Below are 25,503 nucleotides of genomic sequence, written 5' to 3' on the forward strand. Positions count from 1 at the left end.
TTATTCTTTTTTTGCTTCTAAATAGGAATTTAAATTCTTCTTAATTTGAATTATTTTATAATTTTCATTCGAAATAATTATAGCTGGAGTCACTATTTTATAAGCTAAATCTTCTTTTAAAACATTCGCCACGCTTGCTGCATAATCTTGTGTTGTAATTCCCTGAATAATTATAAATCCTTCATTTTCTGCATACGAATTATAAGCTAGATTTATTTTTTGAGCATTCTCCGCTTTGATAAACTTGCTTATTTTTTCCTCAATTGCTTTTCTATCATTAACAGCATTTAATGCAACAGGATACAGTACTTTCCAATGACTTGAAGTTGTAAAATTAAAATCCATTTGTTCCAATAACGGAATTTGTTCTGCCAAAATAGTATTGGCTTTCTTCCCTTCTTCAGTATTTGGATATGTATCGGCAACATTTTCTAATGCGGCTTTGTAAGCAACTAATCCTTTTTGTTTTGCAATAACGTTTGCTTTTAAAAGTTCTAGTTTTGGCACTACTTCTTCACCCGAAAATTGATTTATCAACCCGTCAATTTTTGCCGCTACAGCATCAAATTCTTCGTTGCTATATTGTTCGTATAATTTTTTATAAACCACATCAGGACTTCCCTCCTCAACCACTACATTAGCATTATTTAGAATTTGGGTATAACGCGAATTTGGATATACTGTTAGAATTTTATTCTTGATGGTTTCGGCTCTGCTGGCATCCGTAATTTGATAAATTTTATACAAATTATACAACGTAGGAAGGACTAATTTTTCTTCTGGATCATTGCCTAATAACTGTTCTAACTTAGTTGCAGCCAAATCATTTTCTTTAAACTTTTCCTTATAAATTATACCCAATTGATAATACGCATCATCGCGTTCTTTAGTAATACTATCAATAGCCGTGCTTGAGGTTGGTAATTGATTGATGTAAAAATCAGCTGCATATTTTGGATTGGTTTCTGTCTGTTTCGAAATAGAATCTGTAGTTATTTCTTGCTGTACCATTAAAGTAGAATCTACAGCCATAGCTGCATTTGAATTAGCAGAAGAAGAAACTCTCCAATAACCGCCTGCAACACGTTTTCCCCAATTTTTCTTAAACGCTACTTTCCCAAAAGACACCGTGGCCTGATTGTAAAAATAAAATACATTATCGGCCTGAAGACTAGTCATTGATGGCGGAGCAAATGATGGTTTGGCTAGTGCTTTTCCATTAGCAGAAACTAGCGCATCGGCTGTTGTTGCTTGGCTGTTTCTTTCAATATTTTTTTGTTTCTCGGCTTCTTTTTCTTCTAAAATTCTTTTGGCTTCATCTTGTTTTTTTAACTTTTCGATATAACCATCAAAATAAGCGATTTTTCCAGATTCAGGTAAAGCAACCAATTTAAGAATACTGTCATTTCTAATTGCTATGGCTTCATAGAAAATAACTTCGTCCAGATTTTTACGCACTTTTTCAATATGAATAAATTCTCTGGTTTTAGGATTCAGTTTCACTAGAGTACTATCGTAATATTTGGCAGCCATAGGGTAACTCGCCTTTTTAAAATACATGTTTCCAATATTTCTATAATTGGAAGCAATTAAATAATTATCTGTTTTAGCATAATCTAGAGAAGCGTTGTAATATTCTAAAGCTCTTTCGTCTTTGCTTTGTTTGTCATAAAAAATACCCACTTGGTGATTTAAAATATCCAGAAACGGACGATTCTCACGATTTTCTAAGAGTTTATGGAATTTTTCGTCAAAAACAAATTTATCACCATTTTGATAATCAAACATTTGCGCCAATCTCACCTGAGATTGCATCATGTATTTCCTGTCTGATTTTCGATTCATCTTAATCACAGCTTCATAATAATCTCTTGCCTGATCATTTTGACCCATTTCCTGATACAATTGTCCCAGGATAAAACGGTATCTGGCTTTTTCGTTATTGTGTGTGGTAAAATTGACTGCCTTTTTCAATTTGACAATGGCACTGTCTTTTTCTTCTAAATTTAAAAACGACGATGCCAGAAGCGCATTGGCATCAGCCAAAACCTGCTTTTTAGATTTGTGCTCTTTGAGCATCTTAGTGATATTTTTTACAACCAAAGCATCGTTGCCCAAACGCATATTGGTTTTTTCTCGCCATATTTTAGCTTCATCAATTCGGCTACTGTTGGGGTATTTGTATAAAATATAATTGAAAGCGTCCAGAGCGGGAATAAATCTTTTGTCGTAATAACGGGATTTTCCTAAAAGTAAATAGGCTTCGTCTATTTGAGAATTGCGTTCTTTTCCTTTAATATTCATCGAATGTTTTTGGATCGCTTTAGTTGCTTTAGTCTCCGCCAATGCAAAATCGGCATTTTTAGAAGTATCGGCTACCACAACATCTTCATCGATTTTCATGGCTTCGATAGGCAAAATTTCCCAAAAATCATCTTGATTACTGGCTTCAATGGACTTAATTCCTTTGTCTAATCCTATTTGCCCATTGTATAAAATGTTGTATTTTGTACTTAAAGCATGTGAATTTCGAGCCAAAAAAGTATCATTTCTAGTAGAACAAGCTACCAAAATACACAAACACCCTAAAGGAATTGAATATTTAAATTTGTTGGTTTTCAATGATTCGCAGTTTTTATCATTAAACTTTGTAAAAGTTTTTTTAGTATAATGACTGGTAAAAATACGTTTCTTTTTGAAATATAGAAATTTAAAGCAGGAAAAAGCTTTTCTTTCATTTTGAGCCATTTTAAAATAACTCAAAAGTAGTTAATTTAGCTTAACAGATCATCTATTAAAACACTAATAATCAAAATTTTAAATTAAAAAACAAAGAGCCTGAAATAGTAAAAAAGCTACTTTTTAAACATTAAAAATTTTAAATAAATACTTTTAAGCCGCTAAAATTGATTATTCCTTAAAATATTCATTGAAGAGAGTATCCTAAATTATATAGTGTTTCTTATTTTTGTCAAAAATTATATCACATGCCAAATTTTCTTAAACTCCTTATAAAAGAGGTTAGAAGAGAAACCGCCGCTGCCGTTTCAATACTTTTTAATGTTCCTGAAGAATTAAAAGACAATTATAAATTCATTGCAGGACAATACGTAAACATCCGATTAACATTAGACGGAAAAGAAATTCGTCGTGCCTATTCTATTTGTTCTTCACCTGAAAGTGGCGAATTGCGCATTGCAGTAAAAGCAGTAAAAGACGGCGCTTTTTCTCAATTTGCCAATACAAAACTAAAAGCGGGTGATGTTCTTGAAGTAGGAACTCCAGAGGGAAAATTTACTTTTGAGCCCGATGCGCACAAACAAAAAAATTATGTTGCTTTTGTTTCTGGTAGCGGAATCACACCTGTTTTATCTATTTTAAAATCAGTTTTAAAAAGCGAACCAGAAAGTTCTTTTGTTTTGGTTTACGGAAATAAATCACCAGAAGAAACTATTTTTCACCAGCAATTACATGACTTGCATTTGCAATATGTCAATCGATTATTTGTGCATTATGTGTACAGTCAGGCTAAAGCCGATGAAGCATTGTTTGGTCGAATTGACAAATCGGTAGTGAATTATGTTTTGAACAACAAACATGCAAGCTTAGAATTTGAAAAATTCTATTTGTGTGGACCTGAACAAATGATTGATACCGTTTCTACCATTTTGAAAGAGAAAAACGTAAAAGATTCGGCTATAAAGTTTGAGCTTTTTACGGCTTCAGTTCATGAAAATGAGATCAAAGAGTTGAGCGGACATTCGAAAATTACCGTTATGGTGGATGATGAAGAAACATCGTTTGAAATGTCTCAGAAACAAACCATTCTGGAAGCAGCCTTAAAACAAGGCATCGATGCACCTTATTCTTGCCAGGGCGGAATTTGCAGCAGCTGTCTTTGTCGCGTAACTCAGGGAAGCGCCGAAATGAAGAAAAACTCCATCCTAACCGATAAAGAAATTGCCGACGGATTAATCCTGAGCTGTCAAGCTCATCCAACATCAGACACGATTTATGTGGATTACGATGATGTTTAATAATAAATTCCAATATTTAAATTTCCAAATTCCAATAACTGAAAACTTCTCTGAAAAGGGAAGTTTTTTTGTTTTAGGGATGTTGGGTTTTTTCTTATCTTAGCAAGTAAAATGAAATAAAAAAATATTTCGTGTTACATTATTCGTTAACTTTGCTATGAAAAAAATTCGACAAATCATTTTTTATCAAGATCATTTTATGGAGTTTTATAATCTTCAAAATGAAAAAGTCCAAAAGAAAATTGATGAAGTCTTTTTTATAATCACAGTTTTAGAAAGAATTCCTAAAAAATTCTTTGATCATTTAAGCGGAACAAATGGTTTGTATGAAATTAGAATTGAATTTGGCGGAAATATTTTTAGAGTATTTTGCTGTTTTGACGAAGGGAAATTGATTGTCCTTTTTAATGGTTTCCAAAAGAAATCTCCAAAAACTCCAAAAAATGAAATTGAGAAAGCGGAAAAACTTAAAGAAGAATATTTTAAGATAAAAGACCATGAAAAAGGAAAATAACATTACAAATTTTGATGAACTTTTAGAAACCAAATACGGGAAATCCGGAACTACAGAAAGAATTAATTTCGAGATTAAAGCCAAAGCATTTGCTATTGGTGAATTGATTAAAGAGGAACGCAGACTAGCCTGTTTAACTCAACAAGAATTAGCAGACAAAACGGGAACTAAAAAAAGTTTTATCTCCAGAATTGAAAATGGTCATACCGATATTCAGCTTTCCACTTTATACCGATTGTTAGAAATTGGATTAGGGAAAAAAATTTCCATTTCGATAGCCTAAATACTCTAACTGATACAAACACATCACCAGTAAACATTTAACTAATTCTTTTAAGTTTTCATACCATGAAATTCATTCGAGAACTATTCAAGAAAGATCCTTCTCTTCTGACCGAAGGAGAAAGCTATCCTAATCTTAGTAAGCATATAACACAATCTTAAAATTTACACTCAACACACAATAATTTTGTATTTTTGATATAAAAATTTAGGTTATGGATTTACAAACTAGAAAAATTGAATTTGTGCAAGAGTTTCTAAAACTTCAAAGTGAAGAGTTAATTGTTCAGTTTGAAAATTTATTGAAAAAGGAAACTCAAAAAAAACTAAAACCCATGTCGGTAATTGAGTTAAACGCAAGAATTGACCAATCAGAAAATGATTTTAAAAAGGGGAAATTCAAAACCAGTGCTGAACTTTTATCCAAATACAAATAATGGCTTTTAAAATAATTTGGTCTGATTTTGCAGAAATGCAATTGGATCAAATTTTTGAATATTATATTGAAAAAGCAGGTATTCGAGTTGCTAGGAATATAATTGAAAAAATTATTTTAGAACCAAATAAAATACTTTCTCAGCCTGAAAGTACTCCAATAGAAGAATTACTATTGGATAGAGAAAAAGAATATCGATATTTGATTTGCGGCAATTACAAAATTATTTATTCGGTTGACCTAAAACAAAAGTTCATAATGATTGCGGACGTTTTTGATACAAGACAAAATCCTTCAAAAATCAAAAGAACTAAATAAAAAATCATAAACGGGTACGAACTTATTGATTATGAAATCCATTCGAGAACTATTCAAGAACAATCCATCGCTTCTTGACGAACCAGAAGTAATCGCACTTATAGATTATTGCGAAGAATTGCAAGACGAAATTGTAGAGTTCAAATTCCAAAAAACAAACAATAAGGAACTCGCGATGCTGGATATGCTCAAAGAAGTTATCAAGGGCTGCAACGCCATAGAGAAACAGCAAATGGAACACGAGCGTTTTGGGTTTGAAGCTCCAGCTTATCAAGAAACCATTTCGAATCTAAAAAGATATATTTATGGTAGATGTAAGGACGAGAAAATTTATTTGTAGGTCATTGCGAGGAACGGGCGCCATCACACGTCAACAGCATCAAATGAGATGGCGCCCGTTCCTCACAATGACTATAAAAAAGCATTCCACAAGAACATATTTTTTTGCCTTTGAATTTCTTCTTTATCATCACCATAGCTGTACCAATCCTTTAATTTATCTTCAAAAAGGGTTTTTAACTCCTTTAAATCATAGGTTTTTTTTGCCGTTACAGGTTTTATATCAGCAGCATTGGTAAAGGCCACATCGACTTTTGTGGCAATATAAGAGGTGTACAACCTAGGAATGGTAAGTCCTAAAATCATACCTGGCAAACCATTTATGGAACATGGACCACCAGAAATGGTAATGTCATCCGTATAAAAAGCAAAAACATATACATCATCCATTATTTTGCCTACGGCTTTTCGGCAATTGTAGCCCGCAATTTCTCTATTTTCATTGGTAATTTTCCATTCTATTTTGGGAATACTATCGGCTACAACAAAATTAGTTCCACCTATTTGTTTTTGCATGTTCATCATTCCTGTATTAAAATCAAAATACCAACTGCTTTCTTCATCCGCATCTTTCAGGTATTTTGGAATTCTTGTTTTTGGACTCCATCTGTCAAATTTGAAAATGCTTTTATTCTCAGAAAAAGTATAATTAAAATATGAAATTTTAAGATCGGAAAGATTGTCTTTCATCATTTCATCCCAACTATCATTGCTCATCGTTTTTTTGAGATTGGTATTTACTTCATATTCAATGACAGCTTTATCTACAAATTGCTGTGCATTTGAACTGGTTGTAAAAATAAGTGTTACAATTATAAAATATATTACTTTCATCCTTTGTAAGTTATTAGTTCTGAGTTGTGAAATTGTCATTGAAATTATTTTTTTGCTTTTTCTCCCCCATTTTTGAAATTCCAGGTAAAACCTATCATAGCATATCTTCTAAGTCTGTCGTTTTGTTCCTGACTGATGGTATTTTCATATACATTTCTTTGTATACCTATATTTTGATTCAAAATATCTCGTACCATAAAATAGGCGGTAAACTCATCGTTTTTAAAGGTGCGTTGCAATCTTGCATTCCACAATTGATTGGTCAGATTGTCTTGAAAATCGACTGTTTTTTGTCTGGTATTTAAATTGTAATCAGTAGCTATTTTCCACTTTTCAGCAAAGAAAACTCCTATATCTAAATTCAAATTATTAGTGTTAAAGGATTTGATTTCATCATTTTGAGAAGTACTATTTCTATTAAATGAAAACCTATTACTTAAACTAATATCGTAGTGCTTTTGTTTGGATTTATTTAAATACACTGAAAGTCCAGTGTTTAAATTCTTAGCACTACCCATTTTATCATTAATGCTAAGTACTGATTTATTATAGCCAAAAGAAGGACTAAAATCAGCTCTCATATCTAATTTCTTGATTTTTAATCCATATCCCAAATAAAAATTACCTGAAAAATTTCCATTGGTATTTATGGGTCTGGAAACTGTTTTGGCCGTTTCAGGATCAATTACTCTGCTATAGATAATTGCATTACTTGTTGTGCTGAAATTTAGTCCCTGATAAATTTGAGTTTCCGTCAGCATATCATAACTGCCCTGATTGATGTTAATATTATTAGTAAAAGATTGCTTTAAATCCGGATTTCCCACCGTTTGATTAAAAAAGTCCTGATTGTTTCTCAATGGTTGTAATTGATCTAGTGTAGGCTGTCTTGTTGATCCCTGATAATTAACCCTTAAACTACTGTTGCTTTTATACTTGTAAGAGAAATTTGCCGAAGGAAAAAAGTTAGTATAACTACGTTTGTATTGTTTATCCATAGTTTTATCTAACAAATCAAAAGAAGTAAACCCAAAACCACTTCCAATACTATAATTGATTTTTTTAGCATTATAACTCAATTTTAAATTGGGTCTGTGAGTGATTATGGTTTGTTCAAACTCATTTGACAATGAAGATACTAATTGATCATATCTTCCGGTATCTTCAGAATAATCATAAGTAAAATAGTTGTTTTTGCCTTTATCATAAGCAATTTGGTAAGCAAATTGAAGTGCTATTTGTTTAGCAATAGGTTCAGAATAACTAAAACTGGCTGAAAAATTCTGACTTGTTCTATCACCTATTTTATTTTGATTGATAGTATCTTTTGCAGCAAGAACTCCATCTACATAACTTTCATTAGAAGATTTTAAAAAATTATCTGAGTTGGTATTGAGCATACTCCAACTACTATTTAATGAAAATGTACGACGCGCTTTAGCAAACTTATGCTTGAATAAAAAACCGGCTGATAAAGCAGACTTATCCGAATTAGTGGTGAATAAACGCTGCTGTTTGTTTTTTAATATTCCGTCATTTCCTGTTGTGGCTCCGTCTGTAAATTCATCACTATCTGTATCATAAAAATTAGTCCTAGCAGAGAATTTTATAGAATTTACCGAATCTAATTTCACATCATAAACCGCATTGAGTTTAAAATTACTCCTGTCAACATTGGTTACTGTAGACCGGTTTTCATTTAATTGGGTTTCTCCCACCTGCGTTTGAGAAATTCTGCTACTGTTATTGGTATAAATCTGATTATTGAATTTGGGTGAAACATTCAGGTTTTGTTTGTCATTCCATTTGTTAGTGTACTGCAATCCTGCATTTGTATTTTTGATAAATCCGTTTTGCGTATTAATACGGGGTTCTCCGTCATTATTATCACCCACCCACTCATAGCTTACATTTCCATCATCATCCATGTTCATGCTAATATTGTTGTCACGAGCTCCAAATTTCTCACTGTCTTCCCAGCCCAGTCCATCCTGACCCGTGTTTCCATTTAATAGAAAGGCAGATAATTTCCTTTTGCCTTTAAAACTGCTAAACATCAAATTAGTATTATATCTGCTATCGGCATCCGTAAAGGGCTGATTGGCTCCGTCCATTTTACCAAAATACCCTTTCTTTTTATCTTCTTTTAATTTCAGGTTAATAGTTTTTTGGGTTTTTCCATCGTCAATTCCTGTAAATTCGGCCAGTTCACTTTTTTTATCAAATACCTGAACTTCTTTTACTGCATCGGCTCTTAAGTTTTTTACCGCCATACCGGGATCGTCACCAAAAAATTCTTCACCATCTACTAATACTTTTTGTACTGTTTCTCCCATCGCTTTTATGGCTCCGTTTCTATCGACTTGAATTCCTGGAAGCTTCTTAAGTAATTCTTCCACATTGGCATTAGCATCTACTATAAAATCGCTTGCCCTGTAACTTGTAGTGTCTCCTTTTATTCGAATAGAACCCGTTTTTATAACAACTTCTCTCAAAAGCTCAATTTTACTTTTCAAATCAATAGTTCCTATATTTTTTTCGTTTTCATCCATTGTAATGGCATCGACATAATCTGCATATTGACTATGAGAAGTCATCAATATATAGTTTCCTGCTTTTACATTTTTGAGATTAAAGTTCCCCTTTTTGTCCGATCGGGTAAACTTATATAAAATAGAATCGACTGGGGTTAATAAAGCAACAACCGAATTGTAAACGGGTGCTTTTTCGTTACCATCGGTTAAAACACCCGAAAGATTTGCTTTTTGAGAAAATGCTGAAAAAGAGAAAAAGAACAAAATTGCAATTGATACTATATTTTTTGGCATAAATAGGTTCTGTTTTTAATTGAATATCATTAAAAAAAACCAACTTGATAAAAAAAATCCCTTTTTTTCTGGGTTAGCTTTAATGTGTAAGACCTAACTCACAGAGAGCCAAAATAGTATTTTTTACACTTATAATTTAAAAGCTATTTGTTAAATAATTGGTAAAATTATTCTTTCAATAAAAAACTCAGGAAACATAAGGCTTAACTAAGAATATAACTTAATTTACTTGTTTAGAATCATTTAAAACTTTCACAATAGAATCAACTGTAATTGTTCGCATGGCGTCTTCGTAGCCTTCCACAATTTTGTTACCGTAAACCGAAGTGGGTAATTTAGGGAACAAATTTCTATCGGAAACCAAGGCATTTTGGAGTGGTTGATTGAATGGTGCAAAACCAGCAAAAGGATGTGTAGCGCCCCAAAGTGTAACTACTTTTACTCCTAACATAGCTGCAATATGGGCATTCCCAGAATCCATAGAAAGCATCACATCAAGATTACTAATAAGTTGTAATTCTTGTTGAAATTTGATTTTTCCCGCCATATTTATGACGTTTTTGTATGGAGACGAAATGGAATCTAAGATTTCGATTTCTTTCTTTCCTCCACCAAAAAGTAGAATTTTATTTTCTGTCCCGAAACTTCGGGATTCAGCCAATTTTCTAATTACTTCCTTCATTAAGTCCAAAGGATAAACCTTAGCATCATACTGCGCAAATGGAGCAATTCCGATTAGTTTTTGATGATTTTTGCCAATTATCGAAACAATTTCAGGACTCAAAACCGCCTTTTCAGGAAACTCTGGATTCGATAAATCTACAGTAAAACCTAATTTTTGAAATACCTGAATATGGTTTTCGAACATTGTTGGCAATGGCTCAAACAGCTTATTTTCGGCAGCGGTTAACGCTTTTTTACCTTCCCGTCCTTTATCAACGGCTGCTACTTTTTTCCCGCTTAAAGCAAAAAGTGTTCGCACCACTTTGGAACGAAGCACATTATGCAAATCAGCAAAAGCATCGATTTTAAGTTTTCGTAAATCTCTAAATAAACGAAGTAAACCTATAAATCCTTTATGACGCTCTTTTTCATCAAAAGCTAAAAAAGAAAGATTGGGAATTCCGTCAAAAAAAGGCTTGAAAAAGGGTCGAGAAACCACTGTAATTTGAACCGTTGGATATTGTTTTACAAAAGCTCTTAAAACAGGAGCCGTCATGGCAACATCTCCCATTGCGGAGAGTCTCATGACGGCGATATGCTTTGTTTTTTTAGGCATTTTTAAATACTTTGATTTGTATACTTTTTAATATAAAGTTACAGATATTGTCGTTTTTTGGCCATTCTTTGGCCATTTCATTTTATATAAATCTCTTGAAAATCAAGCTTTAACAATAGACTTGTTAACAAAAATATTGTGTTTTCAACATTTTTCTAGGTTTTTTTTGGCCTTTTCTTGGCCATTTCATTTTTACTTTCTAAATCATTAATTGTTTTTGTTATTGCTTCTGCAATCACTTCCATTTGATTTAAATATTCATTTGCAATTTCATAGGTTGAAGTAGAACCTTCTCCTTGTTGTTCAAGTACTTTATTAGAAACTAATTTATCAACTCTAAATCGGACTTGCTTTCTTGATAATTTATCTTCAAAAAGTCCAACAAAATCTTTCATCTTTGCTTTACTCTCTTTAGATAAAAACTGCAAAATGGTATTTAAAACTTGATTATCATCAATCTCTTGAAGCTTATAATATTTTGCTTTCTCATCTGTAAAATCATAATAATCTTTAGATAAAATATAAAAAATGGCATTTGTTTTTCCTCTTTTTTCTATCAATTTCTTTTGCAAAAGCTGATTTACTTGTTCTAAATCAAGTGTGTTCTTTGGACTACAATTCTTAATTTTATTTAAAGTAACTATTTCTAAAACGGAGAGTTTTTCAGGCAACTCTTTTTGGATAGAATCGATAAATAATGCAAATGCTCTATCTTCAATTATAGCAGATAATTTCAAATTTACCTGAAAGTTATCTGACTTTGAATAATCGGGTTCCGCTTTACCTTCCGAAAGTGTATTGTAATATATCTTATCAACTCCTTGTCCTGAACGCTCAACAATTCCTGTTTTCTGTAGAATATCCGCTAATAATCTATTTCTTGGAGTGCTTGGAATTTTTATTAGGTTTTCTAATGTTACACCTGATGGAAAACCACCAGCGTTAATAATATCAAGTCGTTGGGGAAATTGTTTAATTACAATTTCAGAAGTCCTTTTATAATCGCGATGCGATATTGCATTGTTAATAGATTCACGAATGACCTCTTCATTAAAATAAGGTACATTAAAAATATAAGCTCCATCTTGAATAGGAAAACTCCCGTTTCTTAAATTAATAGTTTTCCAGAGGTCTTCTATTAAAATAAAAAAAGGTTCAGTAAATTCGATTCTATTGTCAAATGGTATTTGACTCTCCGAATTTCTATATTCTAACATTACTTTGGCTTGTGGAAGCCTTTGTTGTAAAACTTCTTTTTTTGCTAAAAGAATTAAAGCAGCATTAGTTAAGTTTCCGTTTTTTAAAAGTTCTAAATCAGAAAGAATTTGCTCATTTGGCAATGATTTAAACTGAGGATTATTTTGTTTTATTGAGTATTTTTCTTTCAATAAAGCCATTGCTTTATTGTCTAAATCAAAAATTGTTAATCCTTCACATATTTTTTGAGAGAAGTCAGGTTCTTGTTCTTGAATAATTTTCAGATAAAATTCATCGGACATTGGCTTCAACTCTTCACCAACTCTCATTAAAGCAACGTCTTCAAATTTAAAAACCTTTCCTGCAGGGCGACAAGGAACTTCTATTACCAAAACTCTTTTTTGATCTTCAAACAATTCATAAACTTCAGGTCGGATACCTATATCAGTATATATCTTAGATTCTAATTCACCTATTGAACCCAAATTTTGTTTTGTACCTATAACTTCATGTGGGTAATTATCACTCATACCAATGACTAAAAAACCTCCACCTTCATTACATAAAGCGGTAACATATCCTAAGATACATCTTCGTCTATCATTTGGTTTTGGTTTAACTCCACCATCATAAGATATGTTACCTCCTTCGCCTTTTTTAAATTCCACTTTATCCTCAGATTCCTTGAGTTTTTTAAATTTTTCAATGGTTATCATAAATAAAGTTTAATTTAAAAAATTATTTCTTCCCTTGGTACAAAACAGGATTCAATTCGTCGTCATTGTACATTTTCATTTGCTTGTACACTTTCATGAATTTATCTCCATTTCCAATATCAGTCAACAAATCATCAATTGCTGTAGACAAATCTGTTCTTTGTTCTAAAAGAATGTTTAGTTTTTCCTGACATTTGTCTCTGTGTTCTTGCGAAGCCTCTGCACGATTAGCTTCTTCGGTCATGTGGTAAATTTTCAATGCTAAAATTGACAATCTATCAAATGCCCAAGCTGGACTTTCTGAGTTGATTTTAGCTTCTTCTTTTACAACAACCTTAGAGTATTTTTGTAAAAAATAACTATCAATATATTCCACCATATCCGTACGTTCCTGATTAGAAGCATCAATTCTTCTTTTCAAGGTCAAAGCCGCAACCGGATCAATTTGTGGATCACGAATAATGTCTTCAAAATGCCATTGCACCGTATCAATCCAATTTTTTAAATACAATAAATGCTCAAACTGTTCCTTTGGAAAAGGATTGTTTATCGGTTGATCTACATTATCAAATTGGTGATAATCTTTTATACTTTGCTCAAAAACGGAATAAGCTAATTTTGAAAACATCTTTATCTTTTTATTTAGACAAAGATACTTTTTATACTTTTATAAAAAAATTACATTTTAACTTTCTGTTTCTCATTCCTAACCAATAATTCGTCTCTTATGCAAATTCATTATTTATCCGAAAAAAACAGCATTTTAAATCACTTTCTAGGCGAAATTAGAGATGTAAACATCCAAAAAGATGCAATGCGATTTAGACGAAATATTGAGCGTATTGGCGAAATTATGGCGTATGAATTAAGCAAAGAATTAGATTATAAAGCGATAGAAATTCAAACTCCAATTGGAATCAAAAAAACAACTCAAATTACCAATCCTATTGTGCTTTGTTCCATTTTAAGAGCAGGTTTAAGTATGCATTTGGGGTTTTTAAATTATTTTGACCAAGCCGAAAACGGATTCATTTCCGCCTACAGGTACCATCCTAATAATGATGATTTTTTTGAGATAAAAGTCGAATACCAGGCTATTGCTGATATTACTGATAAATGTTTGTTATTAATCGATCCAATGTTGGCTACGGGTCAATCCATAGTTGCCGTTTACAATAAGTTGATTGAAAGAGGAATACCAAAAACAATTCATATTGCCGTGACAATCGCTGTTCCTGAAGGCATTGCTTATCTGGAAGAACATTTGCCTGACAGCTGCCATTTATGGATAGGTGCTTTAGACGAAAAACTAAATGAACATAATTATATTGTTCCAGGTCTTGGAGATGCTGGCGATTTGGCTTACGGAATCAAATTATAATTGAGAGAAAAAAGCAAATAAACTACACAACATCAATACCCCTAAAGCCAGTTCTTGATTTAATTTCAACTGAGGCATTTCGATATGGCTAGTAGTCATCATTGCCAAAGGAGCAATTGTAAAAACCAATAAATCATTGCTTTTATTTGCCGAAATCACATAAATGATAATCCCAATAAAAAAAGCAAACAGAATTTTCTTGAACGAAGCATGCAACAATAAGGGTCTAGAAGGCAAAGTCATTAGCATCGAAATAACAAAAAACAATGCCACGGTGGCGTAAATAGACAGCGCAGCATTCTGATAATTATTAGTAAAATAATCAATACTAAAATTAGTTTCTACTCCATTAGTAATATAGCTAATTGCGTCGGAATTGAATACTAACGAATACACTGCAAAAATAATTCCTATTGCGAAAAAGGCAATGAAAGGTAAAAGCCAGTTTCTATAATCTCCCGAAACATGCGAAATAATAGAAACAAATACCAACACAAAATACAAAATACACCAAAAATGAAATAAGGAAGCAACAAAAATCCATAAAGAAGCGTCAAATATTTTCTCTTTAGAAGCCTTTTGAGATTGTAACGAAATTAGTCTTCGAAAAGCCAAAAGAATAAAAAAGTTAGAAAAAACCAGATTGATATCATCAAAAAGTGAGGGAAAAAAAAGAAAAAATAACATAAAGAACAAAACGCTGTATGCACTGTCTTTACTTAGGTCGTTTTTTTTGGCTATAAAATTAGTTATCAACGCCGAAGCTAAAATAACCAATCCAATTCCAATTTTTTTTAAAACTAAAATAGTCGAATGCGACCAAGCTAAATCTTGAATTTGATATACAAAATCGAAAAACAGGATTAAAAATACTACTAATGAAAAATTTAATGGTGTAGATTTTTTAAAAACACTTGTAATCATAAGGATATTTTATACTTTTGTGACTGTAAATATAATACTTGTTTAAAAAGGAAACGAGTTATAGTAAATTTTTATTGGTATAAAAAATTTAAAATATTTACTCAATTATAACAACGATTAATAAAATTTAAAAATTCTATATCATGAAGTCATTTTTCGAAGGAATACAATCTCTTTTTGTTGATTTTCTTTTCTTACCATTAGATGGATTACGCTCTTTAGAGTTAAGCCACTGGTTTTTAGCAAACACAATTAACTGGATTTTTATGATTATCTGTGCAGTTGCAATGGTTTACTGGATTAAACAATTACGTATTTTTGATGATGCAGGAACTGAAAATCAAGATACTACTGCACACTCTTTCTTTAAATAAGAATAGAAACTAAACGAATAAAAAAAAATCGAATTGCACTTCAAAATGCAATTCGATTTTTTTATTTAAAAAGGTTTCAATTTTAAACTAAATCGAAACCAATATCTTTTCTAAAATACACATTGTCAAAATGAATGGCTTCAATGTTTTGGTACGATTGTGCCAAAGCTTCCTGGAAAGAATCACCGTAAGATGTAACTGCCAATACTCTTCCTCCATTCGTAACTACATTTCCGTTATCCAATTTTGTTCCTGCGTGGAAAACAATCGAATTACGCACATTTTCTAATCCAGTAATTACTTTTCCTTTTTCAAAATCTTCAGGATATCCACCAGAAACAAGCATTACCGTGGTAGCACTTCTTGGGTCGATTTCCAGTTCAAATTGATCTAATTTTTCATTGGCTACAGCCAAAAACAATTCTACTAAATCCGTTTTCAATCTTGGAACAACTACTTCCGTTTCTGGATCACCCATTCGAACATTATATTCAATTACAATTGGTTCATTTTTAACATTGATTAATCCAATAAAAACAAAACCTTTATACGGAATTCCATCTTTCTGGAAACCTTCAATCGTAGGTTTTACAATACGAGTTTCAATTTTTTCCATCAACACCGCATCCACATAAGGAACTGGAGAAACTGCTCCCATCCCACCCGTATTCAATCCTGCATCACCTTCACCAATACGTTTGTAATCTTTAGCAGTTGGTAAAATTTTATAGCTTCTTCCGTCTGTCAAAACAAAACAGCTCAATTCAATTCCGTCCAAAAATTCTTCGATAACTACTTTTGAACTCGCAGCACCAAATTTTTGCCCTACTAACATGTTTCTCAACTCTTCTTTGGCTTCAGCCAAATCATGAATAATCAAAACTCCTTTTCCAGCTGCTAAACCATCAGCTTTCAATACGTAAGGCGGTTGCAACGTTTCTAAGAAATCGCATCCTTTTTCTACTGTTTCAGCAGTAAAACTATCATAAGCTGCTGTTGGAATTTTGTGTTTTACCAAAAATTCTTTGGCAAACTCTTTACTCCCTTCTAATTGCGCTCCAATTTTTGAAGGACCAATTACTGGAACATGACTCAATTGCTCATCATTCAGGAAAAAATCATAAATACCTTTTACTAATGGATCTTCAGGACCTACCACAACCATTTCGATCTTTTCGGCAATAACCAAAGCTTTAATAGCTTCAAAATCGGTCACAGCAATCGCAACATTAGTGGCAATCTCAGCAGTTCCAGCATTTCCAGGTGCCATAAAAAGGGTATCACAAAGTGGACTTTGAACCATTTTCCATGCAAATGCATGCTCTCTTCCGCCTGAACCCAATAGTAATATATTCATGTCTTTTAATTTTAGTTGCAAAAACTCATTTTTTAGAGTGCTGCAAAAATAATTGCTTTTGAACTTAAAAAATAATTATTTTTTAAAAAGTTGTCGATTCTTCCCCTTTAGTTCTTGTTATAATATTATTTTTGAAGAAATAAACACTCGCATGTTTTCTATTTTCGACCTTTCGCTGCAACTAAACGGCTTTCCAATCCGGAAAGCAAAATCCGATTTGGACAAAATAGTAGCACTTTCTCCTGCCGAAAAAAGACAATTTATTGAAAATCAGAAACTCACTATTGTGGAATTTCATTTAGAAAACAATGCTTTTTATCAAAAATTAGTTGGTTCAAAAAAGTATACAAACTGGGAAGATTTACCTATTTTAAACAAAACCAATCTCCAAAGTCCTTTAGAATACCGACTTTCAAAAGGCTTTACAACCAAAAACTGTTATATCAACAAAACTTCTGGTTCGAGTGGTACCCCTTTTATTTTTGCCAAAGACAAATATACTCATGCGCTCACTTGGGCATCCAATATGTACCGTTTTGGTTTACATGGAATTAATTTTAATCGTTCGCTACAAGCGCGATTTTACGGAATTCCATTGGATTTTATGGGCTACAAAAAAGAACGTTTTAAAGACTTTTTGAGCAGACGTTTCCGATTTTCTATTTTTGATTTATCGGATGCTGTTTTAGAAAAAATGCTGAAAAAATTCGAAACTACAAAATTCGAATACCTCAACGGTTATACGAGTTCGATAGTTTTATTTGCTAAATTTTTGCGAAAGCGAAACCTCATCTTAAAAGATATTTGTCCCACTTTGAAAGTGTGTATGATCACCTCCGAAATGCTTTTTGAAGACGACAAGAAATTATTAGAAATGCAATTCGGAATTCCAATTGTCAATGAATACGGTGCTTCCGAACTGGATTTGATTGCTTTCGAATCCCGAAGCGTCGGGACTGAAAACCAATGGCAAATCAATTCAGAAACGCTATTTGTGGAAATCCTAGACGAAAATAATCAAGTTTTACCTTACGGCAAAGAAGGTCGCATTGTAATAACTTCTTTGTTCAACAAAGCACATCCGTTTATTCGTTACGACATTGGAGACATCGGAATTTTGGACGAAAAAAGTACTTTAGAAAAACCTATTTTAAAACAACTTATTGGTAGAACTAATGATGTTGCCGTTTTGCCAAGTGGTAAAAAATCGCCAGGATTGACTTTTTATTATGTGACCAAATCGATTATTGAAGACGATGGAAATGTGAAAGAATTTGTCATCAAACAACGAAAAATCGACCATTTTGAGATTGAATACGTAAGCGAAACCGAACTAGATTTGGCACAAATTCAAAAAATAGAACAAGCCATCGCTTTATATCTGGAATCCAACTTACATTTTACATTTATCCGAAAAAATACCTTAGAAAGAACCGCTAGAGGAAAACTAAAACAATTTTCTTCATTTTTATAATCTAAGTAAAATCGTATATTAGTATTTCTAAATTTTAAGCCATGGACGCTAAACTTATTCTTTCGGAAGAAACTATTTCTAACACCATTTACTACATTAGAAATCAAAAAGTGATGCTCGATAGAGATTTAGCAAAGCTTTACGGGATTGAAACTAGAGTTTTAAAACAAGCTGTAAAAAGAAATATATCCAGATTTCCCGAAGATTTTATGTTCGAATTGTCTAAAGAAGAGTTTCAAAACTTGACATCACAAATTGTGACATCAAGTTGGGGCGGAACAAGAAAATTACCTTCTGCTTTCACAGAACATGGAGTTCTAATGTTATCCAGCGTTTTGAATAGCGAAAAAGCCATTCAGACCAACATTCAAATTATGCGAATTTTTACCAAAGTAAGACAAATGCTTCTTGACACCACAGAAATGAAATTGGATATTGTTCAAATCCAGAAAAAACTGGAAAATCAAGGCAAAAATATTGAATTGGTTTTCTCCTATTTGGATGAGTTAACCGAGAAAAAAGAAGAAGAAAAACCAAGAACAAAAATTGGATACAAAAAATAATTAAATCGCCTTAGAATAACACTGTTTTATGACTAATTGGGTGAATAAAAATCCAATCATACACAACATAGAAACAACTAAGTTAAAGCCATGAAACTGTCTGTAAACCGCAAAATTATATTGAATTAAAGCAGTTTTAGAAGTGGACAAAGAATTCTCCCGAATGCGATAAAAAGCCAAACTTTCAGGAACTGGTTTTGCTGTTTTTATTTTCTTTAAAATGGTCAACCAATGCATCCAATCTTGGCGTTTTCGAATATTTGAAATACTGATTTTTCCAAAATATTCCACATCATAAATCCCCGTCAAATTACCCACATAATTACAGAAAAATAGTTGGCGATACGATAAATTTCGTGGTGCTTCTACTCTTCTGTTTAATGAATTTCCTTGTTCGTCGATGCAATCGTAAAACGAAAAAGTAAACGGCAACTTATGCGTTTGCAAAAAATTAATTTGCTTTTCGAGTTTATCCGATTTCCACAAATCATCGGCATCCAGAAACGAAATGTACTTTCCATTGGCTTTAGCAACCCCAAAATTTCGCGCAACGCCTGTACCTGAATTTTTTTCTAACGGATAAAATTGAATCCTTTTATCCACTAGAAAAGAAGTTATTATTGTTTGGGTTTCATCAGTCGAAACATCGTCAACTAATAGCATTTCCCAGTTTTGGTACGTTTGATTTTGGACAGAAATAATAGTATCTGAAATGTATTTCTCAGAATTGAATATTGGAATAATTACAGATACTAAAGCGTTTTCCATTCTATTTAATATAATCCGTAAAATCCTTATGCTCCTCTTTAGAAAGTTCTTCAGGAGACAAAGATTTGAAATACTCATAGGTAATTTTCATGCCTTCAGCACGACCCACTTTAGCTTCCCAACCCAATAATTCTTTGGCTTTAGTAGTATCTGGTTGGCGCTGTAAAGGATCATTTATTGGCAACGGATGATACACCACTTTTTGATTAGTTCCTGTTAATTTGATAATTTCTTCGGCAAAATCTTTAATGGTAATTTCGTCTGGGTTTCCAATGTTTACTGGATACACATAATCCGAATGCAGCAATCTGTAAATTCCTTCTACCTGATCGTCAACATAACAAAACGAACGCGTTTGTAATCCATCTCCAAAAATGGTCAAATCTTCGCCACGAATGGCCTGACCAATAAATGCCGGAATTACTCGACCGTCATTAAGACGCATCCTAGGACCGTAAGTATTAAAAATTCGAACAATTCTAGTTTCTACACCGTGAAAAGTATGGTAAGCCATTGTTATGGATTCCTGAAAACGCTTGGCTTCGTCATAAACGCCTCTTGGTCCTATTGTATTTACATTTCCGTAGTATTCTTCCGTTTGCGGATGAACCAATGGATCTCCATACACTTCAGAAGTGGAAGCAATCAAAATTCTGGCTTTTTTTACTCTTGCTAATCCTAATAAATTATGCGTTCCAAGTGAACCCACTTTCAAAGTCTGAATTGGAATTTTTAAATAATCAATTGGACTTGCTGGTGAAGCAAAATGCAAAATATAATCCAATTCGCCAGGAACGTGAACAAATTTGGTAATATCATGATGGTAAAATTCGAAATTTTCCAGTTTGAACAAATGTTCTATATTTTTCAAATCGCCTGTAATAAGGTTATCCATTCCTATCACAAAATAACCTTCGTTAATAAAACGATCGCACAAATGAGAACCCAAAAATCCCGCAGCACCTGTAATCAATATTCTTTTCATAAATAATTTTCTTTCTAACTGATATTAAAAATTTGTTCTAATATTTTAATGGTAATCAAATAAGTCGGTTTTACACCAGTGGTTCCTAATCCGCCAGAAGCCAACGTACTTCCTGTTTCTAACGGATTATCTGAAGCATAATACGCATAACGTACTTTGACATCTTTCGGAATACTTTTCCTTATTTTAGACGCCGATTGTATCGCTTTTTGATAATGCGAACCTTCCATTTCCAATCCAATTACGCTCCAGGTCGATTCGTGGAAAAATTTCAACAAATCTCTATTTTGCAACGAAGTTCCTAAAACGGTAACCATCGAACCCGAAAAAACAGCAATATCATTGCCTTCAAACATTTCAGGAGTTAATTCATTTTCGAAAAAATAGTTATCAGCTGTTCCCTCATTGATGTGTGCATTCGGAATCATAATATCACCTTTGTCACCTTCCAGAATTCCTGCTTTTCCCATAATTGAAACCGACTGAACATTGAGTAAAATATTCTTTTTATAGGGCTTTAACAACTCATCAACGGTTTCATACGCTTGTTCGCCAAAAGCATAATCCATTACAATTAACACTGGTTTTTCATCTCCAAGATTAGCATTTGGAAAAGAAGTGGTTGCCCAATCAATTTTAGCAGTATCAAAAATTTGGACATCAATATTAGTTCCTGCGTTTTCAGGCAAAAAAATCATTCCTTGATTTAAAGCAATTTTTTGGACCGTATTTCGAACTTCATAAGCTGACGATTTGCTTAATTCTCCAAAAATATCAAAATCCGACTTGCCTTTAAAAGTAGTTTTTAAAGCATTTTTTGCGAAAATTGAATTCATAACCGAGTGCATATTGGCACTAATAATATGAATAGGGCGACCTAAAAGTTGATTTTCCTTTAAAACCTCCTTAATGTGCGTTGCCCAAATTTCACCATGAATATGATGTCCTAAACGCTCTCGAAGAATAGGACTAAAAGTAATCGTTCTTTTGTTGTTAGTTAATACTTCCTCAATGGCTAATTTTCCCAACCAAAAAATAATATGTAAAAAACGATCCGGAACTTCCTCTGAAGCAAAATCATCATAAATTTCTAATACATCTTCAAAAGTTCTGGCAAGTATATTTGCTGCATGCGAAATAGCAATTTCCTTTTCGATTAACGATAATTTTTCGTTTTTTAAAACTGCCTGTTCTAATTTCTCCCAATCGCGCGAAACTTCGCCTCCATCGTCTAATAAAACACGATTTTTTATTTTATGCGATTCGATAAAAATAAACGTCAAATGTGTCAAAATATCGTAAATATCCGAACGGCCGCGAGTTATTTCGACATTCATTTGCTCTTCGTCAATTCGATAGCAATTGCGCCTTCTTTTCGGCGGAATTATAGCCTGAAAATGCGATTTCGAATAACCTTCATCTGAAGTTAAATTGATAAAACGACATTCTTCAATTCCTAGTGGTAATCGCTCAATAACGTACAAAAGTCCTTTTAATTCAACTTTTTCGTCGGCAATATTTCCATAGATTTCGGGACGCAAAGTCATCAATGCTTCCCGCAAAGTATCACCCGAAATGCCCATCGGTTTATAAAATCCTCTATTGAACAAATGTCGCATGGTAATGTACATCTTTTCAATAGCCGCCGAAGATTCCTGCGCTCTGGTTCTCGATATGTTTTTACCTTCTTTCATTAGTTGTTTTTTGATAAAACATCAGCAATTTTTCTATCGTTAGAAAGTCTTGGAATCTTATTTTGACCTCCTAATTTCCCGATGGATTTCATGTATTCCTGAAAACCATTTTTTGGTACTTTGGTAACAACCACTTTTCGCAACACATTGCCTACAATCAAATCATCGTAGTAAATATTTTGTTTACGCATGGCATTGTCTATCGCTTCCGCAAAATACTCAAAATCTTCTGGTTCTCCCGAAGCTTCGGGATCAAATTCAATAAACCATTCGTGATACGGCAAACCGCTTTCAGGATTGATTTGTGGCGCTACGGTAAACTCATTTACTCGAATAGTTGTTCCTTCCATAGCTTCCTGCAAAGCACTCTCGACTTCTTTGCCAATAACATGTTCGCCAAAAGCCGAAATATAATGTTTGATTCGTCCCGAAACAATTACTCTGTACGGTTTCAAACAGGTAAATTGAACGGTATCACCAATGTTATACGCCCAAAGCCCTGCATTGGTAGAAATAATCATGACATAATTCACGCCCAATTCGACTTCTCCAATTGTATAACGTCGTGGTCCCGAACCATCGGGATCGGTATAAAATTCATCTGATTTTATGAATTCGTAGAAAATTCCGGAATTCAACAACAGCAACATTCCCTTTGCTGCCTGTGAATCCTGATAAGCAAAAAATCCCTCCGAGGCAGGAAACAATTCGATGCTATCTACTTTTCGTCCTATTAGATTTTCAAATTTGGCTCGGTAAGGTTCATAATTGACGCCGCCATAAATAAACAAATTGAAATTTTTAAAGATTTCGCCTACTGGTTTCCCTCCTTTTTGCTGCAAACGCTCAAAATACATTTGCACCCAAGATGGAATTCCCGAAATCACCGTCATATTCTTATCGAAAGTTTCTTCGACAATGGCATCAATTTTAGTTTCCCAATCTTCGATACAATTGGTTTCCCAGGAAGGCATGCGGTTTTTTTGTAAATATTTCGGAACAAAATGCGCTACGATTCCAGAAAGTCGTCCAAATTTAATTCCGTATTTTTCTTCTAAAATGGGACTTCCTTGGAGAAAAATCATTTTCCCATCTACAAAATCGGCATTTCCTGTTTCGTGAATGTAATGCAAAATGGCATTTCGAGCCGCTTCAATATGATACGGCATCGATTCTTTAGTCAACGGAATGTATTTAGCTCCCGAAGTGGTTCCCGAAGTTTTAGCAAAATACAAGGGTTTGCCTTTCCACAACACATTTTCCTCACCTTTTACTACTTGCTCCACGTACGATTTTAAATCTTCGTAATCCCGAATGGGTACTTTTTTGGCAAAATCTTCGGTGGTTTTAATTTGGTCAAAATGATGGTCTTTTCCAAATTGCGTTTGTTGCGCATCTTTGATTAAACTTTCAAAAACTGCTTGTTGAGTCGCCACAGGATTCTTTGACCAAAGCTGTGTTTTTTTATAAATATTTTTAGCAAATAGTTTTGCCGCTATTGATTTTATTGACATTTCGTTTTGCTGATTATAAATTTGTTGAGAAAAAATGAATTCAATTTTTAAAAATCAAATGCTTATTTTTTCTTCTTTTTAGAAACCGTTTGCTGTTCTTTTTTCTCTTCCTTCTCCACCTCGGCTCTTAATTCTAATTCTTCTTCTGCAGGTGATAAATCTATTTTTTGAATCGTATCTATAGAAGCCGATAAAATGGAATCTTTATTGAACTTAGCGTAATCTAATTGCCCGTTGAGTACTTTTTGAATGGATTGAATGTAGGCTTCATTTTTCTTTAGTGCCATAGTTAGCGAATCGGATTTTAAAGCTAATTCTGTCGCATCTTTTTTCAATTTCGAAGAAGAATAGCCGGGAATAAATTCGCGTAGCGGTGTAAAAGCGATGATAAATGTGGTTACTGCAATTAAAAGAATAGCACCGAGTGTTGCCACCACAAAAACATTCATTAAAGTCAGTTTTAAAGAAAAAGTTTCTTCAAAAGTATCCTCATTCAATACAACCAATCGGTTTTTAGTGAATAATTTACTGTGGAGTTTCTTTCTTTTTAATCTTTTCCCTGACATGTTTTTTCTTTATTTCACAAATATAATAATTAATGTCAATCAATGTGCTTTGCCAGCATTAGCTTATCATTATAAACACATAGAAAAAAATTAAATAATTTTTAACTTTATAAAAACTAAATAATTGCCTTAAATGAGTTTGTGTTCGGTTATTCTAATTATCTTTGTAGCCAGTTTTTAATACAAATTTGCTTCGGCATAAATTATTCAATCATGGGAAGATTTGGAGTTACAGAAATCCTTGTTATATTGGCAGTTGTTTTATTACTTTTTGGAGGTAAAAAGATTCCAGAATTAATGAAAGGTTTGGGTAGTGGAATTAAAGAATTCAAAAACGCCTCTAAAGACGATCAACAGCCAGCTGATAAAAAAGAAGACGAAACAAAATAAAAATTTATTTTTTTATTAAGAATCCCAAAATCCAATTGTTACATATGGATTTTGGGATTTTTTGTTTTACAAAATCATTGCTAATTTTAATTTACCTTCAACCTAAATTAGAATAAATTTCGAAAATATCGTTTTCATCAGAATTAATAAATTCAATTATTTTATCTTTTTTCTCTGTAATTAAATCGACTAATTTTTTGGTGTCTAAATTATAAGTTTTCAAATAAATCAATTTGGGCGGTGCTTTTCTTAAAAGTACAATTTTCTCAAAATCATCGTCTTTACTTATGATTGTAAATCCATTTTTTTTAGCATAATTCCAAATAGAAATGTCATTTGCAGGTTGAATAATTTCTAATTCAGATGCATGAACAACTTCTGCAAAAAATGGCGTGAGCTTTTTTATCATTCGCCAAGATAAATTTTCGTCTAGTAATAACTTCACGATGCAAAAGCAATTTTAGTCATATTATCTCTATAAGCTGCAAATGAAAGTGTTGCTATTATTTTTTCTTTATCTAAGGCTGGAAAATCTTCTATAATTTCTTCCATAGACATACCAGCGGCTAGATATGATAAAACATCCGAAACCGTAATTCTTGTGCCAGAAATACAAGGTTTTCCACTTCTAATTTCTGGATTTATACTGATATATTTTTGCCAATTTTCCATAATTGATTTATTTAATATTCCAAAATTAATCAAAATTTTTGATTCCTTATTTATATTACAA

General features: G+C 32.7%; 26 protein-coding genes. 11 read left to right on the forward strand and 15 right to left on the reverse strand.

Annotated elements, in window-relative coordinates:
- Complete coding sequence (gene porW / locus AAGV28_RS13560) at window positions 1-2,622, reverse strand: type IX secretion system periplasmic lipoprotein PorW/SprE (RefSeq protein ID WP_373407294.1); 2,622 nt, start codon at window positions 2,620-2,622, stop codon at window positions 1-3.
- A gap of 365 nt (window positions 2,623-2,987) precedes the next feature.
- Between porW and AAGV28_RS13565 the strand changes: the two genes are divergently transcribed.
- The 6 genes from AAGV28_RS13565 (at window position 2,988) to AAGV28_RS13590 (ending at window position 5,927) form a co-directional block, all read left to right on the forward strand.
- Window positions 2,988-4,037 (forward strand): 2Fe-2S iron-sulfur cluster-binding protein, encoded by a 1,050-nt coding sequence (locus tag AAGV28_RS13565; protein ID WP_373407295.1) that lies wholly within the window; start codon window positions 2,988-2,990, stop codon window positions 4,035-4,037.
- 157 nt (window positions 4,038-4,194) lie between these two features.
- On the forward strand, window positions 4,195-4,551 hold the full coding sequence (locus AAGV28_RS13570) for a type II toxin-antitoxin system RelE/ParE family toxin (RefSeq protein WP_373407296.1): 357 nt from the start codon (window positions 4,195-4,197) through the stop codon (window positions 4,549-4,551).
- Entirely contained in the window at window positions 4,535-4,834 is a 300-nt protein-coding gene (locus AAGV28_RS13575) for a helix-turn-helix domain-containing protein (RefSeq protein ID WP_373407297.1), read from the forward strand. The genes AAGV28_RS13570 and AAGV28_RS13575 overlap by 17 nt, the downstream gene beginning before the upstream one ends.
- A 214-nt stretch (window positions 4,835-5,048) precedes the next feature.
- The gene (locus AAGV28_RS13580) at window positions 5,049-5,270 is read left to right on the forward strand and encodes a hypothetical protein (protein ID WP_373407298.1); all 222 of its coding nucleotides are present in this window, start codon (window positions 5,049-5,051) and stop codon (window positions 5,268-5,270) included.
- Window positions 5,270-5,587 (forward strand): type II toxin-antitoxin system RelE/ParE family toxin, encoded by a 318-nt coding sequence (locus AAGV28_RS13585; RefSeq protein WP_373407299.1) that lies wholly within the window; start codon window positions 5,270-5,272, stop codon window positions 5,585-5,587. The genes AAGV28_RS13580 and AAGV28_RS13585 overlap by 1 nt, the downstream gene beginning before the upstream one ends.
- Before the next feature lie 31 nt (window positions 5,588-5,618).
- Window positions 5,619-5,927, forward strand: coding sequence for a hypothetical protein (locus AAGV28_RS13590; protein WP_373407300.1), 309 nt, complete (start codon window positions 5,619-5,621; stop codon window positions 5,925-5,927).
- Between the two features lie 71 nt (window positions 5,928-5,998).
- Here the strand turns inward: AAGV28_RS13590 and AAGV28_RS13595 are convergent, their stop codons facing one another.
- The 5 genes from AAGV28_RS13595 to AAGV28_RS13615 form a co-directional block, all read right to left on the reverse strand.
- Window positions 5,999-6,760: a GLPGLI family protein gene (locus AAGV28_RS13595; RefSeq protein ID WP_373407301.1), complete on the reverse strand. Its 762-nt coding sequence runs from the start codon at window positions 6,758-6,760 to the stop codon at window positions 5,999-6,001.
- 44 nt (window positions 6,761-6,804) lie between these two features.
- Window positions 6,805-9,588, reverse strand: coding sequence for an outer membrane beta-barrel protein (locus AAGV28_RS13600; RefSeq protein ID WP_373407302.1), 2,784 nt, complete (start codon window positions 9,586-9,588; stop codon window positions 6,805-6,807).
- A gap of 220 nt (window positions 9,589-9,808) precedes the next feature.
- A complete protein-coding gene (locus tag AAGV28_RS13605; RefSeq protein WP_373407303.1) occupies window positions 9,809-10,837 on the reverse strand; it encodes a glycosyltransferase family 9 protein in 1,029 nt (342 codons plus the stop codon).
- Between the two features lie 185 nt (window positions 10,838-11,022).
- On the reverse strand, window positions 11,023-12,732 hold the full coding sequence (locus AAGV28_RS13610) for an ATP-binding protein (protein ID WP_373407304.1): 1,710 nt from the start codon (window positions 12,730-12,732) through the stop codon (window positions 11,023-11,025).
- A gap of 70 nt (window positions 12,733-12,802) precedes the next feature.
- A complete protein-coding gene (locus AAGV28_RS13615) occupies window positions 12,803-13,408 on the reverse strand; it encodes a DUF4254 domain-containing protein (protein ID WP_373407305.1) in 606 nt (201 codons plus the stop codon).
- A gap of 99 nt (window positions 13,409-13,507) precedes the next feature.
- Here AAGV28_RS13615 and upp point away from each other — a divergent pair, with 99 nt between their 5' ends.
- Window positions 13,508-14,161 (forward strand): uracil phosphoribosyltransferase, encoded by a 654-nt coding sequence (gene upp, locus AAGV28_RS13620; RefSeq protein ID WP_373407306.1) that lies wholly within the window; start codon window positions 13,508-13,510, stop codon window positions 14,159-14,161.
- Here the strand turns inward: upp and AAGV28_RS13625 are convergent.
- A complete protein-coding gene (locus tag AAGV28_RS13625) occupies window positions 14,156-15,085 on the reverse strand; it encodes a hypothetical protein (RefSeq protein ID WP_373407307.1) in 930 nt (309 codons plus the stop codon). The genes upp and AAGV28_RS13625 overlap by 6 nt on opposite strands.
- Before the next feature lie 143 nt (window positions 15,086-15,228).
- Between AAGV28_RS13625 and AAGV28_RS13630 the strand changes: the two genes are divergently transcribed.
- A complete protein-coding gene (locus tag AAGV28_RS13630) occupies window positions 15,229-15,459 on the forward strand; it encodes a DUF6341 family protein (RefSeq protein WP_373407308.1) in 231 nt (76 codons plus the stop codon).
- Between the two features lie 82 nt (window positions 15,460-15,541).
- Here the strand turns inward: AAGV28_RS13630 and purD are convergent, their stop codons facing one another.
- On the reverse strand, window positions 15,542-16,816 hold the full coding sequence (gene purD, locus AAGV28_RS13635) for a phosphoribosylamine--glycine ligase (protein ID WP_373407309.1): 1,275 nt from the start codon (window positions 16,814-16,816) through the stop codon (window positions 15,542-15,544).
- A gap of 151 nt (window positions 16,817-16,967) precedes the next feature.
- On the opposite strand from purD, the gene AAGV28_RS13640 reads away from it, so the two are divergent.
- Both AAGV28_RS13640 and AAGV28_RS13645 read left to right on the forward strand, forming a co-directional pair.
- Window positions 16,968-18,290, forward strand: a complete 1,323-nt coding sequence (locus AAGV28_RS13640) for a phenylacetate--CoA ligase family protein (RefSeq protein WP_373407310.1) — start codon at window positions 16,968-16,970, stop codon at window positions 18,288-18,290.
- 41 nt (window positions 18,291-18,331) lie between these two features.
- Window positions 18,332-18,853 (forward strand): ORF6N domain-containing protein, encoded by a 522-nt coding sequence (locus AAGV28_RS13645; RefSeq protein ID WP_373407311.1) that lies wholly within the window; start codon window positions 18,332-18,334, stop codon window positions 18,851-18,853.
- Here the strand turns inward: AAGV28_RS13645 and AAGV28_RS13650 are convergent, their stop codons facing one another.
- From AAGV28_RS13650 to AAGV28_RS13670, 5 genes are all read right to left on the reverse strand, one after another.
- Entirely contained in the window at window positions 18,854-19,621 is a 768-nt protein-coding gene (locus tag AAGV28_RS13650) for a glycosyltransferase family 2 protein (RefSeq protein WP_373407312.1), read from the reverse strand.
- 1 nt (window position 19,622) lies between these two features.
- Window positions 19,623-20,606, reverse strand: a complete 984-nt coding sequence (locus AAGV28_RS13655; protein WP_373407313.1) for a UDP-glucuronic acid decarboxylase family protein — start codon at window positions 20,604-20,606, stop codon at window positions 19,623-19,625.
- A gap of 14 nt (window positions 20,607-20,620) precedes the next feature.
- Window positions 20,621-22,300 carry a DUF6909 family protein gene (locus AAGV28_RS13660; RefSeq protein WP_373407314.1) on the reverse strand — a complete coding sequence of 560 codons (1,680 nt, stop codon included), beginning with the start codon at window positions 22,298-22,300 and terminating at the stop codon, window positions 20,621-20,623.
- Window positions 22,300-23,814: a GH3 auxin-responsive promoter family protein gene (locus tag AAGV28_RS13665; RefSeq protein WP_373407315.1), complete on the reverse strand. Its 1,515-nt coding sequence runs from the start codon at window positions 23,812-23,814 to the stop codon at window positions 22,300-22,302. Before AAGV28_RS13665 ends, AAGV28_RS13660 begins: the two co-directional genes overlap by 1 nt.
- 62 nt (window positions 23,815-23,876) lie before the next feature.
- Complete coding sequence (locus tag AAGV28_RS13670; protein ID WP_373407316.1) at window positions 23,877-24,380, reverse strand: peptidase; 504 nt, start codon at window positions 24,378-24,380, stop codon at window positions 23,877-23,879.
- A 213-nt stretch (window positions 24,381-24,593) separates the two neighbouring features.
- Between AAGV28_RS13670 and tatA the strand changes: the two genes are divergently transcribed.
- Window positions 24,594-24,770, forward strand: coding sequence for a twin-arginine translocase TatA/TatE family subunit (tatA, locus tag AAGV28_RS13675; protein WP_373391140.1), 177 nt, complete (start codon window positions 24,594-24,596; stop codon window positions 24,768-24,770).
- Window positions 24,771-24,867: 97 nt separating this feature from the next.
- Here tatA and AAGV28_RS13680 read toward each other — a convergent pair whose 3' ends face one another.
- Window positions 24,868-25,215, reverse strand: coding sequence for a DUF5615 family PIN-like protein (locus tag AAGV28_RS13680; RefSeq protein WP_373407317.1), 348 nt, complete (start codon window positions 25,213-25,215; stop codon window positions 24,868-24,870).
- Window positions 25,212-25,442, reverse strand: a complete 231-nt coding sequence (locus tag AAGV28_RS13685) for a DUF433 domain-containing protein (RefSeq protein WP_373407318.1) — start codon at window positions 25,440-25,442, stop codon at window positions 25,212-25,214. The genes AAGV28_RS13680 and AAGV28_RS13685 overlap by 4 nt, the downstream gene beginning before the upstream one ends.
- Window positions 25,443-25,503: the final 61 nt, after the last annotated feature.

The sequence above is a fragment of the Flavobacterium zubiriense genome (assembly GCF_041729725.1).
In the GTDB taxonomy this organism is placed as follows: domain Bacteria; phylum Bacteroidota; class Bacteroidia; order Flavobacteriales; family Flavobacteriaceae; genus Flavobacterium; species Flavobacterium zubiriense.

Excerpts from the sequence above, each read along its gene's own strand:
- AAGV28_RS13565 (WP_373407295.1), top strand. The coding sequence starts at position 2,988 with ATGCCAAATTTTCTTAAACTCCTTATAAAAGAGGTTAGAAGAGAAACC.
- AAGV28_RS13570 (WP_373407296.1), top strand. The coding sequence starts at position 4,195 with ATGAAAAAAATTCGACAAATCATTTTTTATCAAGATCATTTTATGGAG.
- AAGV28_RS13575 (WP_373407297.1), top strand. The coding sequence starts at position 4,535 with ATGAAAAAGGAAAATAACATTACAAATTTTGATGAACTTTTAGAAACC.
- AAGV28_RS13580 (WP_373407298.1), top strand. The coding sequence starts at position 5,049 with ATGGATTTACAAACTAGAAAAATTGAATTTGTGCAAGAGTTTCTAAAA.
- AAGV28_RS13585 (WP_373407299.1), top strand. The coding sequence starts at position 5,270 with ATGGCTTTTAAAATAATTTGGTCTGATTTTGCAGAAATGCAATTGGAT.
- AAGV28_RS13590 (WP_373407300.1), top strand. The coding sequence starts at position 5,619 with ATGAAATCCATTCGAGAACTATTCAAGAACAATCCATCGCTTCTTGAC.
- AAGV28_RS13595 (WP_373407301.1), bottom strand. The coding sequence starts at position 6,760 with ATGAAAGTAATATATTTTATAATTGTAACACTTATTTTTACAACCAGT.
- AAGV28_RS13600 (WP_373407302.1), bottom strand. The coding sequence starts at position 9,588 with ATGCCAAAAAATATAGTATCAATTGCAATTTTGTTCTTTTTCTCTTTT.
- AAGV28_RS13605 (WP_373407303.1), bottom strand. The coding sequence starts at position 10,837 with ATGAGACTCTCCGCAATGGGAGATGTTGCCATGACGGCTCCTGTTTTA.
- AAGV28_RS13615 (WP_373407305.1), bottom strand. The coding sequence starts at position 13,408 with ATGTTTTCAAAATTAGCTTATTCCGTTTTTGAGCAAAGTATAAAAGAT.
- upp (WP_373407306.1), top strand. The coding sequence starts at position 13,508 with ATGCAAATTCATTATTTATCCGAAAAAAACAGCATTTTAAATCACTTT.
- AAGV28_RS13625 (WP_373407307.1), bottom strand. The coding sequence starts at position 15,085 with ATGATTACAAGTGTTTTTAAAAAATCTACACCATTAAATTTTTCATTA.
- AAGV28_RS13630 (WP_373407308.1), top strand. The coding sequence starts at position 15,229 with ATGAAGTCATTTTTCGAAGGAATACAATCTCTTTTTGTTGATTTTCTT.
- purD (WP_373407309.1), bottom strand. The coding sequence starts at position 16,816 with ATGAATATATTACTATTGGGTTCAGGCGGAAGAGAGCATGCATTTGCA.
- AAGV28_RS13640 (WP_373407310.1), top strand. The coding sequence starts at position 16,968 with ATGTTTTCTATTTTCGACCTTTCGCTGCAACTAAACGGCTTTCCAATC.
- AAGV28_RS13645 (WP_373407311.1), top strand. The coding sequence starts at position 18,332 with ATGGACGCTAAACTTATTCTTTCGGAAGAAACTATTTCTAACACCATT.
- AAGV28_RS13650 (WP_373407312.1), bottom strand. The coding sequence starts at position 19,621 with ATGGAAAACGCTTTAGTATCTGTAATTATTCCAATATTCAATTCTGAG.
- AAGV28_RS13655 (WP_373407313.1), bottom strand. The coding sequence starts at position 20,606 with ATGAAAAGAATATTGATTACAGGTGCTGCGGGATTTTTGGGTTCTCAT.
- AAGV28_RS13660 (WP_373407314.1), bottom strand. The coding sequence starts at position 22,300 with ATGAAAGAAGGTAAAAACATATCGAGAACCAGAGCGCAGGAATCTTCG.
- AAGV28_RS13665 (WP_373407315.1), bottom strand. The coding sequence starts at position 23,814 with ATGTCAATAAAATCAATAGCGGCAAAACTATTTGCTAAAAATATTTAT.
- AAGV28_RS13670 (WP_373407316.1), bottom strand. The coding sequence starts at position 24,380 with ATGTCAGGGAAAAGATTAAAAAGAAAGAAACTCCACAGTAAATTATTC.
- tatA (WP_373391140.1), top strand. The coding sequence starts at position 24,594 with ATGGGAAGATTTGGAGTTACAGAAATCCTTGTTATATTGGCAGTTGTT.
- AAGV28_RS13685 (WP_373407318.1), bottom strand. The coding sequence starts at position 25,442 with ATGGAAAATTGGCAAAAATATATCAGTATAAATCCAGAAATTAGAAGT.